The following is a 13,844-nucleotide window of genomic DNA, read 5'->3' as shown; positions in this document are numbered from 1 at the left end:
CAACGCCGCGGTCGGCGACCGGCTCGGGTCAGACGGACTCGTCGCGCTTCTGCCGGGCCGGCTCGGCGGGGCGGTCGGGGCCGTTCCAGACCGAGACGATGCCCCAGGCGACCGCGGCGATCGGCACGGCGAGCACGGCGCCGACGATGCCGGCCAGCACGGTGCCGATGGTCAGGGCGATCAGCACGATCAGCGGGTGCAGCTTGAGCGAGCGGGCCATCACGACCGGCTGCAGGAAGTTGCCCTCGAGCTGGTTGACGGCGATGACGACGATGATCACGATCAGCGCGGCCAGCGGGCCGTTCGCGACGAGGGCGACGAGTGCGGCGAGGATGCCGGCGGCGGTCGCTCCGACGATCGGGATGAAGGCGGTGAGGAAGACGATCACGGCGAGCGGGAGGGCGAGCGGCACCTGCAGGATCGCGAGGGCGACGCCGATGCCGATCGCGTCGACCGCGGCGACGGTCGCCGTTCCGCGGATGTAGCCGCCGAGGACGTCGACGGTCTTGCCGCCGACGCGCTTGGCGCGGTCGTAGCTCGAGCCGGTGAAGGGGCGGAGCAGGAACTCCCAGATCTTCGGGCCGTCCTTCATGAAGAAGAAGAGGACGACGATCATCAGCACCAGGCCGGTGACGAAGTTCGCCGCGGCGGCCGCGCCGGCGAGGGCGCCGGAGCCGAAGGAGCTCGAGGTGAGGAAGTCGACGACGCTCTGGCGGGCGTCCTCGATCTGCTGCTCATCGATCTGGAACGGCAGGTGCTGTACGTAGTCCTGCAGCGACGCGATGCCGTCGGACGCGCTGCTGACCAGCTCGTCCCACTGGTTGCGGACCGCGACGGTGATCAGCCAGCCGATGGCGCCGAGGATCGCGAGCAGTCCGATCAGGGCGATCCAGGTGGCGAGGATCGACGGCACGCCCTTGCGGCGCATCCAGGCCAGGACGGGGTGGATCGCGGACGCGAGGATGATCGCGATCAGCACGGGGATCAGCACCAGCGTCAGCTGGGTCATCGCGAGGACGAGGACCGCCGCGAGCGCCAGGACGACGAGCACCTGGAGGCAGCGCAGCGCGAAGCGCCCGAGTCCGTCGGTCCACACCGTCGGCCGCCGCTCGGCGGGGGGAGTGGCCGGCGAGGCGGCCGGGGAGGCGGCCGGGGGGACGGTGCGGTCGAAGAAGCCCATGGGGGGAACCGTAGTGGAGGGACGGGGCGCGGTTCTCCCGCTTGACGACCGCGCGGTCGCCCCGGTGACGGGGGTCGCCGGGCGGCGGCCGGATCGAGCGTGGAGTGCGGAATCGGTTGCGTCCGGCCGCCTTGACTGAGCAGAATCGCCTGTTCTGTGGCGAAATGGCGCGCAGAGGTGCGGAATCCATTGCTTCGACGACGGAATGCGCACTAGGGTCGCCGTGTCCATGCAAGCGCATGGGGTGCGGGACCCGAACCCGCGCCGCAGTCGCTCGCCGGTGCCCGCCGCCTGCCGATCAGGCGGCGGGTCCGCGCTCGTCCGGGACGGCCGCGCTACGCGGCGGGGACCCGGACGGTCAGTCCGCCCGGCTCGATCCAGGTGCGGAACGCCGACGTCGTTCCGAACGGGTCGCCGTCCAGCTCGATCTCCTGCGGCTTCTCCAGGCGCACCACGAGCTCGTGGCCCTTCACGTAGCGCAGCGCCGAGACCTCCTTCGTGAGGCCCATCAGCTTCGTGCCGACCACGCCGCTGCGGCGCAGCACGCCGTTCTCCCAGACCACCTTGAAGATGATCTGCACCCAGCCGAAGAAGCCCTCCGGGCGCAGCAGCACGATGTCGAACTCGCCGTCGTCGACCGCGGCGTCCGGCAGCAGCAGGATGTTCGCCGGCAGGGCGCCGCAGTTGCCCACGATGATCGTGTGCGCGCGCACCTTGCGCGTCTTCGCGCCGTTCAGGGAGTAGCGGAACTCGAGCTGGTTCTTGTCGAGCAGGGCCTTCCGCAGCGCGTCGACGTAGGCGAGCCAGCCGGCCCGCTTCTTCAGGTCGTCGTCGGTGTTCGCGAGCATCTTCGCGTCGATCCCGAGACCGGCCATCACGACGTAGGAGCGCCGGTCGCGCCCCTTCGACGTCTCGATGTCGATCACGCCGATGTCGATGGCGCGGTCCTCACCCGAGAAGGCGACGGTCAGCGAGTTGTCGACGTCGTCGAGCGTGAGGTTCAGATTGCGGGCGAGCAGGTTGCCGGTGCCGGAGGGCAGCAGCGCGAGCGACGCCTTCGAGTCCTGCAGCGCCTCGGCCACCACGCGCACGGTGCCGTCGCCGCCGGCCGCGATCACCATGTCGACGCCCTGCTCGAGCGCCTCCCTGGTCTGGCCGGCTCCCGGGTCCTCGACGGAGGTCTCGAACCAGAGGGTCTCGTCCCAGCCGGCGGCCTCCTGGGCGCGCGCGACGGCGGCCTTCACGGCCTCGAGGTCGACCTTGACGGGGTTGTAGACGATCGCGGCGCGGCGGAGCTCAGACATCGGCGCCGTCCTCGTCCTCGTCGAGCTCGTTCCCGTCGGCGTCGACCCGGCCCGGGCGCACGGCGGCGTCGTCGCGGATGTCGATGCGGGTGTCGCCCGCGGGGGTGGTCGTCACGTCGATGCGCGGGGCCGCGTCGGCCTCCGTCGCCTTCGGTGCGCTGGTCAGCTGGTCTCGGCGATCATCCGCCTTCTGGTCGCTCATGCCTGGACGGTAGCAGCGCGATCGCGAGCGCCGCTCGGGGTTGCGTCGGCCTCGGCGGCCGCTCTCAGCGCGGGGTCGAGCGGGCGGCCTGCAGCCCCCAGAGCACCAGCGGGATCTGCAGCGGCAGGCGGAGCAGCGTGATCGCCCGGGTCCGCGGGCGGCGGGCGTCGAGGGCCATCTGCACGTTGGCGGGGAAGACCCCCGCCATCAGGGCGGCGGAGGCGAGACCGCCGACAGCGCGGGTCGGCGGCCAGAGCGTCGTCGCGGCGCAGGCGAGCTCAGCGACCCCCGAGACGAGCACCCAGCCTCGGGCGGAGCCGGGCATCGCCCGCGGGACGGCGCGCTCGAAGACGGCGGGGCGCACGAGGTGGATCACGCCCGAGACCGCCATCGCGCCGACGAGCGCGAGCGGTCCGGCGCCGAGGCCCCTGCCGCTCCGGCGACGGGTGCGGCGGCTCATCGTCCCTGCGCCCCGCGCTCGAGCGGAGCGACGTGGTCGAGGATCCGGCGCCACTCGCGCACCAGCGCCAGCCGCCCGCTGCCGTCGACGGTCGCGGAGCGCGCGTCGGCGAGCCGGGAGCGGAACCAGCGCGCGTCCTCCGAGCCGGCGACCGGGTCCGCGTCGCCGTTCACGATCAGGACCTCGGCCGTGACCCGGTCGAGCTCGTCCGCCCAGGAGCCGTCGCGGAGCGCGACCAGGTCGGTCGCGGCGCCGCCGGGGCCCTGGCGCCAGCCCTCGCCGAGCATCCGCTCGAGCCGGTTGCGCAGCCCGCCGTGGCTCTCGAGGACCGGGTCGCCGGGGTCGACGCCGAGCGAGTCGAGGCCGGGCACGTCGGCGGTGAGCGTCGCGGCGATCCCCGCGGCGTCCTCGCCGGGCAGGGTCTGCCGCCGCTCCCACGCCGTCGTCGGGTGCACGAGAGCGCCGGCCTGCGGGGGAGCGGGGGTGCCGACGATCGCGATGCGGTCGACGAGGTCCGGGTGCCGCGCGGCGAGCGAGAGCGCGAAGGCGCCTCCGGAGCCCCAGCCGACCACGCCGACGCTGCCGAAGCGGGCGCCGTCGACGTCGCGGGCGGTGCGCTCGGAGCGGCGGAGGTACTCCGCGAGGTCGTCGGCGCGGTCCTGGACGCGGCCGTGCTGCGCGTCGACGGGATCGGAGGCGCCGTAGCCGGGGCGGTCGAGGATCAGCAGGTGCAGGCCCCACGGCCCGGTGACCAGCGGGTCGGGGTCGAAGCCGCCCGCGCCGGGAGTGGGGTGGCAGAAGACGACCAGCCGGTCCGCGATCGGGTCGCCGGCGGCCGAGACGCCCATCCCGCGTCCGGACCGCAGCTCGAATCGGTGGTTCGCCATGTCTCCTCCAGAGTGCCGCCGTCGGATGGCGGAGCGACCCCAGTCAACCGGAGGCGCGGGGTGCGCCGCTGGGGATTGTGCGGTGCGTGGGCATCGTGGCCTCCCCGGGCCGCCCGCCGCCACCCCCTGGCGCGGTCCGTGCGGCGCGGAGGAGAGTGGGCGTTCCGGCAGAGCGCCGGGCGAAGGGAGAGCGGCGATGAGCAGCGACAGCAGCAACGGCACCGAGGACGAGAAGACCGAGAAGACCGAGGACCTCCCCGACGGCACCGGCACCGACACCTCCAGCGGCGGCGGCGACACGGACACCGTCTCGGGCGGCGAGCCGGACGACGAGTAGTCGCCGCGGCACACTCGGGGACGAGAAGAGGGGCGCCACCGGTGATGCCGGTGACGCCCCTCTCGTCGTTCTCCGAGGTCAGACGACGGGGCCGTTGCCCTCGCTGGTGCGGCGGGTGACCTGCTCGCCGCTGGCGGGGTCGACCGCCGAGCGGGTGGTCGAGACGGCCTGGCGGCGGCGGGTCATCAGGACGAGGCCGAGGATGAAGCCCACGGCTCCGGCGGCCATCAGGATGTAGCCGACCAGCTTGAGGTCGACTCCCGACACCTGGACATCCACGGCGAACGCGAGGACCGCGCCGACGACGAGGAGGAAGATCCCTGCTCCGATGCTCATACGTGCTCCTTCTGCGTGCGCCGGCGTGCGCGGGAGGCGCGATGGGCACCGGCGGGCGACGCCCCACCGTAGTGCCGCGGCGGCCCGCCGCCGAAGCCCTATCCGCCACCGGCGGCCGGGGTGTAGGCGGGCCGCCCGTGCTGATCGAGCAGCCCGCGGAGCGGGCGTCTCAATCGGGGAGGACCAGCGGTGGTGACGTCCCATTCTGATCGAGTAGCCCGCGGAGCGGGCGTATCGAGATCCACCCGTGTCAGGACCTGGGTCTGCAGACCCGCCCTGCTGGGGACCGGGGTCTCGATACGCCCCTGCGGGGCGACTCGACCAGCATGAAGGGCTGCTGCCGCGTCCTTTCCCCACCGACCCCAGGCGGGCGATCGTCGGGAAACTGCTGCTGCGCCGTCCGGGGCTTCAACCCTGGACACGGCGCCGTATCGCAGCGATCGCCTCGTCCCCCGTCAGCTCACGGCGTGCGGCCCGCCCGATGATGGCGCGCAGCGCCGGATCCTCGACCTCGTGGCCTCCCAGCGCGAGAGCGGCTTCAGCGAACAGCAGATGCCGATCGATTTCGGCTCGACCCGGCGTGACCGCCCCGACCGGACGCGTCATTCTGACCTCCTTCGTCAGCATTGGTTGTCTTCTTGCAGACCGGACGCGCGCCTCAGGGCGCCTTCGATCTCGTCTCGTCCATGACTTCGGTCGCGATCCGGGTGAGCGTCTCCTCCGCCGGCAGCGTCGCCTGATCGGCCGGCGACAGCTCATACCGGCTCACGGCGACCGCCTGCGTCGAGCCGGCGAGGGAGTACTTGACCACAGTCTCGTTCTTGTCCGTCACGAGCAGGATCCCCACGGTGGGCGCATGGAGTTCGGGAATGCGCATCGTGTCGTCGACGAGTGCGACGTAGAAGCCGAGCTGGCCGGCATCGCGCGGATCGAATCTGCGGGTCTTCAGTTCGACGACGACGAACCGCACCTGCTGCCAGTTGAAGAACAGCAGGTCGACGAAGAAGTCGTCGCCGTCCACATCGAAGTGGACCTGACGTCCGACGAAGGAGAACCCTGCGCCGAGCTCGCGCAGAGTGTCGACCACCTGGAGGGTGAGTCGCTCCTCCAGTTCGCGCTCGCCGGCGTCGGAGTCGATCGCGAGGAAGTCGAGTGCGTACGGGTCCTTGGTGAGCTGCTGAGCGAGCTCCGAGTCACGGCGCTCCAGCGCGGACGAGAAGTTGGACGGAGCGGCTCCCGTTCGCTCGTGCAGTCGAGTCGCGATCTGGTGCTGCAGGACTGCTCGGCTCCACCCGTGCTCGACGTCCTGCGCGGCGTACCAGTCGCGGAGGCGCTGGTCGTCGAGCTTGTCCAGCAGCTGGATCGTGTGGCCCCACGGCAATTCGCCAACAGGCTGTTGGCGAATTAGATCCTCGGACGGCCACGCCTCTGCGAACCGCCGCGCGTAGCGCAGGTTCGACTCCGAGAAGCCCTTCATCGTCGGGAACTCAGCGCGGAGATCCGCCGCCAGCCGGGCGAGCACACCGCTTCCCCACGGCTCCGCCCGCTGCCGCTCGACGAGCGTGTGGCCGATGAACCACCACAGCGCGACGACCTCCGTGTTCGCGGTCCGCTGCACCGCGAACCGCGCCTCGTGCGCTCGACGGACGAGAAGCTCGAGTGTCTGCGCGTAGCCGTCCGGGAGCACCTGGGTCATCCCTCCAGTCTCGAACGGCGATCGCTGGAGTGCGGGGGATGGCGCCTGACGGTGGTGCGGCGACGCTCTGCGCGGCGGCGGCCCCCGGCTCAGCGGTCCGCGATGCGGAGCATCACGCGGGTGCGGTCGCCGCGGGAGACGATCCGCTCGATCACCATGAAGACGCGGTACTCGAGGCGGTACTTGCGGAGGAAGACGCGGCCGAGGCGCTCGACGGTGTCGGTGTCGGAGACGATGTGCGCCTCCGCCTCGAGGGCGGTCGCGCCGTCGGCGACGCGGCCGCGGCGGTCGCAGGGGACGAGGGTCACCCGCGGGTCGTTGCGCAGGCGCTTGACCTTGCCGCTCTTGCGGGGAGTCGTGACGATCAGGTCCGCGCCGTCCCGGGCGATCCACACCGGCGTCGACACTCCGACGCCCGTCTTCCGGAAGGTCGTGAGCGAGACGAACGAGGCGTCGGAGAGGGCCGCGAGAGCGGGCGAGAGGGTCATCCTCGAAGAGTAGGGGTGCGCGGGAGCGACTCCGCAAGCCTCCCTGGCAGCTCCGATCGCCGCCGTAGGGTGGAGGCATGACCGACCCGTCCCCCCTGATCGGTCCGATCCCGGCGCCCGAGCTCCACGTCATGACGTACAACATCCGCCGCCGCATGCCCCGCCTGACCGCCCGCGCGGTCGACCAGTGGGAGCGCCGGAAGCCCCTGGTGCGCCGCCTGCTGCAGGAGGAGAGCCCGTCGATCCTCGCGGTGCAGGAGGCGCTGCCCGATCAGGCGCAGTGGGTGCACGAGTCGCTCGGCGCCTCGTTCGAGGGCATGGGCTTCGGCCGCGACGCCGACCGCGGCGGTGAGCGGGTGATGCTCTTCGTCGACCGGAGCCGCTTCGCGGTGCGCGACTGGTCGCAGATCGCGCTGTCCGCGACTCCGGACGTCGCGGGCTCGCGCAGCTGGGGCAACCGGATCCCGCGCACCGCGGTGATCGCCGAGCTGACCGACCACGCGACGAACCGCGAGTTCACCGTCGTCGCGACGCACTTCGACCACCTCTCGCGGCGCTCGCGACTGCGCTCGGCCGAGCTGGTCGCCGAGCGGATCACCGACCTCGGCAGGCCCGCGATCGTGATGGGCGACACCAACACCGACGTCGGCACCGAGCCGTACCGGGCGCTGCTGGACGAGGGCGGGCTCGCGGACTCCTGGGTCGTCGCCGGCACGCACCTCACCCCGCACTGGGGCACCTACTCCAACTACCGCCCGCCGAAGGCCGGCCGCCGCATCGACTGGCTCACGGTCAGCGCCGGGGCCTTCGAGGTCGTCTCGGCGGCGATCAACGCGACCCGCTACGGCACGGCGCCGGGCTCGGACCACGAGGCGGTCCAGGCCGTCCTCCGCTTCACGAAGCCGTGACCCGACCCGCCGTGAGAGCCCGCCCCGAGAACGAGCCCGTCCTGATCTCGACCTTCATGGAGCCCCCGCGCACCCGGGGCGAGTGGTTCGCCGACGCGGTCCGCGCCCTCGGCGCCGTGAGCATCGTCGCCGCGATGATCGGCTGGGACCTCGTCGACGTCGCCGTGCTCGCCCTCGCCGCGATCGGGCTGGTGCTGCCGCGGTTCCTCGGGATCCGGCCGGCGCTGGACGCCGCGTTCGGCCTGGCGCTGCTGGTCGCGTCCTGGAGCAGCGTGCTCGGGCTCTACCAGGCCTGGGCGTCGTGGGACCTCGTGGTGCACTTCGTGCTGAACGGGCTGGTCGCGGCCGTCGCCTACATCATCGCCGCGCGCGCCGGCGTGGTGCCGACGGTGGCCGGCGACCGCGGGCCCCTCGCCCCGGCGATCGTGCTCTGCGCCTGCTTCGGCCTGTCGATGGGCGTGGTCTGGGAGTGGGGCGAGTGGGCCGGGCACCGCTTCGTCGACCCGTCGATCTTCGTCGGCTACGAGGACACGCTGGGCGACCTCGCGGCCGGCGCGGCCGGCTCGATCGCGGCCGGTGCGCTGATGCGCTTCTGGTCGGCGAAGAGCCGCGTCGTCGGCGGCCGGCGGTGACCCGCCGGCACAGCCTCCTCGCCCTCCTCGTCGTGCTGCTCTGGGGGCTGAACTTCGTCGTGATCGACGTGGGGCTCGCGGATGTGCCGCCGCTGCTGTTCCTGGCGATGCGGTTCACGGTGGTCGCGGTGCCGGCCGTGTTCCTCGTGCCGCGGCCGCAGGCGCCGCTGCGGACGGTCGCGACCATCGGCGCGTTCATGAGCCTCGGGCAGTTCGCGCTGCTCTACGTGGCGCTGGCGCTGGGGATGCCCGCGGGGCTCGCGTCGCTGGTGGTGCAGGCGCAGATCGTGCTGACGGTGCTGATCGCCGCGGTGCTGCTGAAGGAGCGGCCGACGCGGCGGCAGAGCATCGGCCTGGTCGTCGGCGTCGCCGGGCTCGTGGTCGTCGCCCTCTCGCACGGGGCCGTCGCGCCGTGGCTGCCGTTCGTGGTCTGCCTCGGCGGCGCGCTCTCCTGGGCGATCGGCAACGTGCTGACCCGGCGCGCGAAGGGCGCCTCGGGGCTCTCGCTGGTGGTCTGGTCGGCGCTGGTCGTGCCGATCCCGGCGCTGCTGCTCTCGCTGCTCGTCGACGGCGGGCCCGCGATCGCCGAGGCGATCCAGGGGCTCTCGCTCGCTGCGATCCTCAGCACTCTGTACACGGCGGTGTTCGCGTCGCTGATCGGCTACGGCATCTGGAACTCGCTGCTCGCCCGCTACCCGGCCGCGTCGGTGGTGCCGTTCACGCTGCTGGTGCCGGTGGTCGGCGTGCTGTCGGCGTGGGTGCTGCTGGGCGAGGTGCCGTCGGTCGGCGTGCTGATCGGCGGCGCGGTGATGGTCGCGGGGCTCGCGGTCGCGACGATCCGCCGAGGCCGGCGCGATCCCGTCCTCGCCGCTGTCGGCGGTCCGGCGTAGTGTCGCCCGCATGTGCGGACGCTTCGCGATGGATTCCGAGACCGACGCCCTGATCGCGGAGTTCGTGGCGGCGGGCGGCCGGGCGGCCGACTGGGCGCCCGACTTCAGCGTCGCGCCCACCGACGCCGCGCCGATCGTGCGCGAGCACCGGCACGAGGAGTCGCTGGAGCGCGAGATCGAGCTGGCCTCCTGGGGGTTCCGGCCGTCCTGGGCGAAGGGGAAGGGGCCGTCGCCGATCAACGCGCGGCTCGAGACGGTCGCCTCGAACGGGCTGTTCCGCGGGGCCTTCGCCAAGCAGCGCGCCATCGTGCCGATGCGCGGCTACTACGAGTGGGAGGCGCGCGCCGACGGCAAGCAGCCGTGGTTCCTGCACGGCGAGGAGCCGATCCTCGCCGCGGCGGGTCTCTACGCGGCGCGCAAGGAGGGCGACGAGTGGCGCGTCTCCTTCACGATCATCACCCGCGAGGCCCGAGACGCGTCCGGCGAGGTGCACGACCGGATGCCCGTCTTCCTCACGCCCGACGTCCGGGACGCCTGGCTGAGCCCGGAGCCGCTCGCCTCCAGCGAGGAGATGCTCGCGACCCTCGACCGCGCGTCGGTCGCGGTCGCCTCGACGATCACGGCCTACCCGGTCGACCGCCGCGTGAACAACGCCCGGACGGTCGACCGCCACGACCCGGGGCTGCTCGACCCGGTCGCGTAGGACCTCCCGCTCGACAAGCCCGGGACGATTCTCGGATCGCGCGCCAGGTGATGCTTCGTTCCGGCAGTCGGAGACCGTCACGAGTACCCTCGCCGGATGCTGCTCGCGCGCCTGTCCTCGCTGGTCCCTCTGCGAGGCGCATGTCCGACTCAGCTCGGTAGTACGTCACATCCGTCAGGACGTCGAGGTCGGTTCCTCTCGCGCCTGGACGACGAGGAGATCGCCGCAGTCGTGAGGCAGCGCGTGGGCATGGAGAGCGAGTCGCTGGCGGACGTCGCCGCCCGCTTCGGCGTCGTCCTCGACGAAGTGTGAGCCTGAATCGGCCTGCAGCAACAGCGCGCGCCCTCTACTGCCCCTAGCGCTGGTCGCGGTCGCCTCGACCATTACGGTGTGCCCGGTCGACCGCTGCTGAGCTCCTCCGAGACGATCGCGTTCAGCGACCTGGGAAACATCACCGAGGACGTCGGGGGAAGCCATGCTGATCGAGTAGCCCGCGAAGCGGTCGTATCGAGATCCACTCGCGTCGGAAGTCGAGTCTGCAGACCGCCCTGTCGGGGACGGCGGGTCTCGATACGCCCCTGCGGGGCTACTCGACCAGCATGAGTGGACGCCGCGCGTCCTTCTTCTCACCACCGAGATGTGAAGCGGCTTAGCCGCTCGTTAGGACGTGCGGAGCGGCTACTTCGTTCCGGCGTGGCCCGGGAACGGCTTGCCGTTCAGGCTGACCTCGTCGGGGTCGACCTCGACGGTGCCGACGTCGTCGGCGCCGCCGGTGCCGGGGACGGAGACGACCTCGGCCGAGCCGGAGACCTCCGTCCGGCTGGTGGTGGGGTCCTGCTCCTGGCGGACCTCGGTCTCGCGCTCGCTGCCGGGGGATTCGGCGCGGTCCTTCTCGACCTGCTCGCTGCTGGTCCGCGTCGCCGGAGCCGCGCCGTCCGTCGCGCCGATCGTCGATCCCTGCTCGTGCTCGTCCATGTGCCTCTGCCTTTCGTCGGGACCAGCCACGCTACGCGCGGCCCCTCGGGCGAGCACCCGCTTGACAGCTCGCGAGCCCCCCGTCGAGCCCTGCGGCTCGGAAGACGGACGTACTACCCTGGGGAGACGGTCGCACCGGGGGGCGCGGCGTTGCCGCAGCATCCGCCCGAGGAGGAACCGTGTCATCCCACCGAACGGGCGAGAACCGCGTCGTCGGCACGACGATCGGCGGTCGCTACACGATCGAGGAGCTGATCGGACGGGGCGGGATGGCCACCGTGTACCGGGCGCGCGACGGGATCCTCGGCCGCTCGGTGGCGCTGAAGATGTTCGCGCCGGGCATCGACGACGCGCAGGACCTCCAGCGCAAGTCGTCCGAGATCCGGCTGCTCGCGGCCCTCAACCACCCCGCGCTGGTGACCCTCTACGACGCCGACGACGGCGGCGACGACACCGGCGGCCAGGCCTACATGGTGATGGAGCTCGCCGAGGGACCGAGTCTCGCGGAGCGGCTGGCCAGCGGGCCCGTCCTGCCGAACGACGTCGCGTCGATGGCCGCCGACCTCGGCGAGGCCCTGCACACCGTGCACGCGGCAGGAGTGGTGCACCGCGACGTGAAGCCCTCGAACGTGCTGCTGGTGCCGAGCCCGCTGACGAGCCGCGAGTTCCGGCCCAAGCTCGCCGACTTCGGCATCGCCTACCTGATCGACGCCACCCGGATCACCTCGCCGGGCACGCTGATCGGCACCGCCGCCTATCTCAGCCCCGAGCAGGCGCACGGCGACGTGCTGACCTCGGCGAGCGACGTCTACTCCCTCGGCCTGGTGCTGCTCGAGTCGCTGACCGGCCGCCGCCCGTTCACCGGGTCGGCGATCGAGGTCACCCTCGCGCGCCTGTTGCGCGACCCGGAGGTGTCGGACTCGCTCGGCGGCGGCTGGTCGGCGCTGCTGAACGCGATGACGCGGCGCGAGCCGGCCGAGCGGCCCACGGCGATCGAGGTCGCGGAGTCGGCGCGCGCGCTGATCGATCCGCGTCGCGACGGACCGCCGACGGCGATCGTCGTCCCCGACGTGCCGGTCCGGGAGCCCGCCGGACCGCCGCCGACCGAGCGGATGCCCGCGACCGAGCGCTTCGCTCCGACCGCGGCCGCGACCGAGCTGCTGGACGCGACGTCGGTGCTGCCCGTGGGGGCGACCGAGCTGCTGCCCGGCGCCGCTCCCGCGACCGCGACGACCACGCGGGTCGCGCCGAGCGCAGGGGTCACGCCGCCCGCCGCCGTCGCCCGGCGCCGCACCGGGCCGAGCCCGTGGCTGATCGTCGTGGTGCTCGCGCTGGTCGCCGTGGCGGTCGGCCTCGTGATCGTGCTGTTCGACGGTCCGCAGTCGCCGCTGCCCGCCGTCGACGGGGAGCTCGGCGAGCACCTCCGTCAGCTGCGCGAGAGCATCCGCTCGTGAGGGGGCCGGGCCGACGGGGCGTGGGCCGGCGGGGCCTTCGACTGCGGGCCGGGGGTGCGGTGCTCGCCGCCGTCCTCGTGCTGTCGGGCTGCTCCGCCGCGGATCCGTCGATCGACGACGGCACCGCGCAGGCCCTCGACGACGCGGTCGTGGCGGTCGCCGAGAAGGCGTCGGCCGACGACTGGGACGGAGCGCTCACCGAGCTCGACGCGCTCCAGGCGACGCTCGACGCGGCGGTCGCCGGCGGGAACGTCCGGGAGGACCGGGCCACGTCGATCCGGGCGCAGGCCGACCTCGTGCGCGCCGACCTCGCCGCGCTGATCGCCGCCGTGCCGGCGCCCGAGGAGTCGACCGAGCCCGAGCCGGAGGAGACCACTCCCGTCGAGGAGGAGCCGCCCGCCGAGGAGACCCCGGAGGAGGAGACGCCGGCCCCGGTCGAGAGTCCCGAGGAGGAGCCGTCGCCGACGCCCGAGGAGACCGAGCCGGCCGAACCCGTCGAGCCGACCGAGCCGCCCGAGGAGGAGTCGCCGGCGCCGGCCGCCACGACGCCGGCCGCCGGTGCGCCCGCCGTGCAGGCTCCGGCGACGCAGGCTCCGGTCGAGGAGCCGGTCGAGGGACCGGGGAACTCCGGCGGGAACGGCGGCGGGAACGGCAACGGCCGCAGCCCGGAGAGCGGCCAGAACCCCGGGAACGGGAACGGCCCGGGGAAGGGCTGAGCCCCTCCGCTCCCGCGTCCTACTCCTCCGTGCGGACGACCGCGTAGGACGCGTCGAGGTCGACGTCCACGTCCGTGCCGTCGGCGCGGGTGACCTCGACGTCGAAGGCGTGGTCGGCGTCGTCGCTGCGCTCGGCCTCGGTGACCGTGCGGCCGCCGACCGCGGCGATCGCGGCCTCGCTCGCGCGGGTCAGCTCCTCGCCGACGAGGTCGTCGGGATCGACTGCGCCGGTGACGCCGGTGGTGCTGTCGTCGGTGCTGTCTCCGGTGGTGCCGGTCGTGCCGTCGTCCGTGCTGCCGCCGGTGCCGCGCACCGCGTCGTCGTCCGGGTCGACGACCAGCACGCCGAAGGAGTCGTCGAGCCGCACGTCGTACTCGAGGCCGTCGTCGCCGCGCAGCTCGAGCTCGTAGCCCGGCGTGCCGTCGTCGTCGCGCTCGGCCGAGGTGACGGTCCCGCCGCCGATCTCGGCGATCGCGACCTCGCTGGCGCGGTCGAGGTCGGCGCCGGTCAGCGCGTCCGAGCGCTCGAAGCCGTCGGTCGCGGCGAAGGCGATGCCCGTGCCGGCTCCGACGAGCACGATCGCGCCCGCGACTCCGACGATGATCCCGGTCTTCTTCTTCATGATCCGCTCCGTCTCCGGCGCCGTTCCTCGACGCCGCAGCCACTGTCCCGCGGC

19 protein-coding genes are annotated in these 13,844 nt (G+C 73.0%); 8 read left to right on the top strand and 11 right to left on the bottom strand.

Annotated features, from left to right (window positions below):
* Window positions 1-28 precede the first annotated feature (28 nt).
* From MT351_RS01145 to MT351_RS01125, 5 genes are all read right to left on the bottom strand, one after another.
* Window positions 29-1,180 (bottom strand): AI-2E family transporter, encoded by a 1,152-nt coding sequence (locus tag MT351_RS01145; RefSeq protein WP_123734838.1) that lies wholly within the window; start codon window positions 1,178-1,180, stop codon window positions 29-31.
* A 335-nt stretch (window positions 1,181-1,515) separates the two neighbouring features.
* Entirely contained in the window at window positions 1,516-2,484 is a 969-nt protein-coding gene (locus tag MT351_RS01140) for a diacylglycerol kinase family protein (RefSeq protein ID WP_123734839.1), read from the bottom strand.
* The gene (locus MT351_RS01135) at window positions 2,477-2,686 is read right to left on the bottom strand and encodes a multidrug transporter (protein ID WP_123444809.1); all 210 of its coding nucleotides are present in this window, start codon (window positions 2,684-2,686) and stop codon (window positions 2,477-2,479) included. The genes MT351_RS01140 and MT351_RS01135 overlap by 8 nt, the downstream gene beginning before the upstream one ends.
* Before the next feature lie 64 nt (window positions 2,687-2,750).
* Window positions 2,751-3,146 (bottom strand): hypothetical protein, encoded by a 396-nt coding sequence (locus MT351_RS01130; RefSeq protein WP_243581044.1) that lies wholly within the window; start codon window positions 3,144-3,146, stop codon window positions 2,751-2,753.
* Window positions 3,143-4,033, bottom strand: coding sequence for an alpha/beta fold hydrolase (locus MT351_RS01125; RefSeq protein ID WP_243581043.1), 891 nt, complete (start codon window positions 4,031-4,033; stop codon window positions 3,143-3,145). The genes MT351_RS01130 and MT351_RS01125 overlap by 4 nt, the downstream gene beginning before the upstream one ends.
* A 196-nt stretch (window positions 4,034-4,229) precedes the next feature.
* Between MT351_RS01125 and MT351_RS01120 the strand changes: the two genes are divergently transcribed.
* A complete protein-coding gene (locus MT351_RS01120) occupies window positions 4,230-4,370 on the top strand; it encodes a hypothetical protein (RefSeq protein WP_159423548.1) in 141 nt (46 codons plus the stop codon).
* A gap of 78 nt (window positions 4,371-4,448) precedes the next feature.
* Here the strand turns inward: MT351_RS01120 and MT351_RS01115 are convergent, their stop codons facing one another.
* The 4 genes from MT351_RS01115 to MT351_RS01100 all read right to left on the bottom strand — a co-directional run bounded on the left by MT351_RS01115 (window position 4,449) and on the right by MT351_RS01100 (window position 6,890).
* Complete coding sequence (locus MT351_RS01115; RefSeq protein ID WP_243581042.1) at window positions 4,449-4,706, bottom strand: DUF6458 family protein; 258 nt, start codon at window positions 4,704-4,706, stop codon at window positions 4,449-4,451.
* A gap of 408 nt (window positions 4,707-5,114) precedes the next feature.
* Window positions 5,115-5,333 (bottom strand): hypothetical protein, encoded by a 219-nt coding sequence (locus MT351_RS01110; RefSeq protein WP_308197691.1) that lies wholly within the window; start codon window positions 5,331-5,333, stop codon window positions 5,115-5,117.
* Window positions 5,334-5,364: 31 nt separating this feature from the next.
* A complete protein-coding gene (locus tag MT351_RS01105; protein WP_123734841.1) occupies window positions 5,365-6,402 on the bottom strand; it encodes a YhcG family protein in 1,038 nt (345 codons plus the stop codon).
* Between the two features lie 89 nt (window positions 6,403-6,491).
* Window positions 6,492-6,890 carry a PPOX class F420-dependent oxidoreductase gene (locus tag MT351_RS01100; protein WP_123734842.1) on the bottom strand — a complete coding sequence of 133 codons (399 nt, stop codon included), beginning with the start codon at window positions 6,888-6,890 and terminating at the stop codon, window positions 6,492-6,494.
* A gap of 77 nt (window positions 6,891-6,967) precedes the next feature.
* On the opposite strand from MT351_RS01100, the gene MT351_RS01095 reads away from it, so the two are divergent.
* The 5 genes from MT351_RS01095 to MT351_RS01075 all read left to right on the top strand — a co-directional run bounded on the left by MT351_RS01095 (window position 6,968) and on the right by MT351_RS01075 (window position 10,335).
* Window positions 6,968-7,798 carry an endonuclease/exonuclease/phosphatase family protein gene (locus MT351_RS01095; protein WP_123734401.1) on the top strand — a complete coding sequence of 277 codons (831 nt, stop codon included), beginning with the start codon at window positions 6,968-6,970 and terminating at the stop codon, window positions 7,796-7,798.
* Complete coding sequence (locus MT351_RS01090) at window positions 7,795-8,430, top strand: hypothetical protein (RefSeq protein ID WP_243581041.1); 636 nt, start codon at window positions 7,795-7,797, stop codon at window positions 8,428-8,430. The genes MT351_RS01095 and MT351_RS01090 overlap by 4 nt, the downstream gene beginning before the upstream one ends.
* Complete coding sequence (locus tag MT351_RS01085; protein ID WP_243581040.1) at window positions 8,427-9,320, top strand: EamA family transporter; 894 nt, start codon at window positions 8,427-8,429, stop codon at window positions 9,318-9,320. The genes MT351_RS01090 and MT351_RS01085 overlap by 4 nt, the downstream gene beginning before the upstream one ends.
* A gap of 10 nt (window positions 9,321-9,330) precedes the next feature.
* Window positions 9,331-10,023, top strand: a complete 693-nt coding sequence (locus MT351_RS01080; protein WP_132434912.1) for an SOS response-associated peptidase — start codon at window positions 9,331-9,333, stop codon at window positions 10,021-10,023.
* Between the two features lie 96 nt (window positions 10,024-10,119).
* Entirely contained in the window at window positions 10,120-10,335 is a 216-nt protein-coding gene (locus MT351_RS01075) for a hypothetical protein (RefSeq protein WP_243581039.1), read from the top strand.
* A 366-nt stretch (window positions 10,336-10,701) separates the two neighbouring features.
* Here MT351_RS01075 and MT351_RS01070 read toward each other — a convergent pair whose 3' ends face one another.
* Complete coding sequence (locus MT351_RS01070; protein WP_123734848.1) at window positions 10,702-10,998, bottom strand: hypothetical protein; 297 nt, start codon at window positions 10,996-10,998, stop codon at window positions 10,702-10,704.
* 179 nt (window positions 10,999-11,177) lie between these two features.
* Here MT351_RS01070 and MT351_RS01065 point away from each other — a divergent pair, with 179 nt between their 5' ends.
* Both MT351_RS01065 and MT351_RS01060 read left to right on the top strand, forming a co-directional pair.
* Window positions 11,178-12,452, top strand: a complete 1,275-nt coding sequence (locus MT351_RS01065) for a serine/threonine-protein kinase (RefSeq protein ID WP_132434908.1) — start codon at window positions 11,178-11,180, stop codon at window positions 12,450-12,452.
* A 59-nt stretch (window positions 12,453-12,511) separates the two neighbouring features.
* Window positions 12,512-13,168: a hypothetical protein gene (locus MT351_RS01060; RefSeq protein WP_243581038.1), complete on the top strand. Its 657-nt coding sequence runs from the start codon at window positions 12,512-12,514 to the stop codon at window positions 13,166-13,168.
* Window positions 13,169-13,187: 19 nt separating this feature from the next.
* On the opposite strand, the gene MT351_RS01055 is transcribed toward MT351_RS01060, so the two are convergent.
* Entirely contained in the window at window positions 13,188-13,790 is a 603-nt protein-coding gene (locus MT351_RS01055) for a PepSY domain-containing protein (protein WP_243581037.1), read from the bottom strand.
* Window positions 13,791-13,844: the final 54 nt, after the last annotated feature.

The organism is Rathayibacter sp. VKM Ac-2926, from assembly GCF_022815565.1.
In the GTDB taxonomy this organism is placed as follows: domain Bacteria; phylum Actinomycetota; class Actinomycetes; order Actinomycetales; family Microbacteriaceae; genus Rathayibacter; species Rathayibacter festucae.
Note: the sequence above shows the minus strand (reverse complement) of the source record. Positions and strands in the feature narration are given on the sequence as shown.

Coding starts and splice junctions, on each gene's coding strand:
- MT351_RS01105 (WP_123734841.1), bottom strand. CDS start 6,402: ATGACCCAGGTGCTCCCGGACGGCTACGCGCAGACACTCGAGCTTCTC.
- MT351_RS01115 (WP_243581042.1), bottom strand. CDS start 4,706: ATGAGCATCGGAGCAGGGATCTTCCTCCTCGTCGTCGGCGCGGTCCTC.
- MT351_RS01070 (WP_123734848.1), bottom strand. CDS start 10,998: ATGGACGAGCACGAGCAGGGATCGACGATCGGCGCGACGGACGGCGCG.
- MT351_RS01055 (WP_243581037.1), bottom strand. CDS start 13,790: ATGAAGAAGAAGACCGGGATCATCGTCGGAGTCGCGGGCGCGATCGTG.
- MT351_RS01120 (WP_159423548.1), top strand. CDS start 4,230: ATGAGCAGCGACAGCAGCAACGGCACCGAGGACGAGAAGACCGAGAAG.
- MT351_RS01095 (WP_123734401.1), top strand. CDS start 6,968: ATGACCGACCCGTCCCCCCTGATCGGTCCGATCCCGGCGCCCGAGCTC.
- MT351_RS01100 (WP_123734842.1), bottom strand. CDS start 6,890: ATGACCCTCTCGCCCGCTCTCGCGGCCCTCTCCGACGCCTCGTTCGTC.
- MT351_RS01145 (WP_123734838.1), bottom strand. CDS start 1,180: ATGGGCTTCTTCGACCGCACCGTCCCCCCGGCCGCCTCCCCGGCCGCC.
- MT351_RS01125 (WP_243581043.1), bottom strand. CDS start 4,033: ATGGCGAACCACCGATTCGAGCTGCGGTCCGGACGCGGGATGGGCGTC.
- MT351_RS01140 (WP_123734839.1), bottom strand. CDS start 2,484: ATGTCTGAGCTCCGCCGCGCCGCGATCGTCTACAACCCCGTCAAGGTC.
- MT351_RS01080 (WP_132434912.1), top strand. CDS start 9,331: ATGTGCGGACGCTTCGCGATGGATTCCGAGACCGACGCCCTGATCGCG.
- MT351_RS01110 (WP_308197691.1), bottom strand. CDS start 5,333: ATGCTGACGAAGGAGGTCAGAATGACGCGTCCGGTCGGGGCGGTCACG.
- MT351_RS01135 (WP_123444809.1), bottom strand. CDS start 2,686: ATGAGCGACCAGAAGGCGGATGATCGCCGAGACCAGCTGACCAGCGCA.
- MT351_RS01075 (WP_243581039.1), top strand. CDS start 10,120: ATGCTGCTCGCGCGCCTGTCCTCGCTGGTCCCTCTGCGAGGCGCATGT.
- MT351_RS01130 (WP_243581044.1), bottom strand. CDS start 3,146: ATGAGCCGCCGCACCCGTCGCCGGAGCGGCAGGGGCCTCGGCGCCGGA.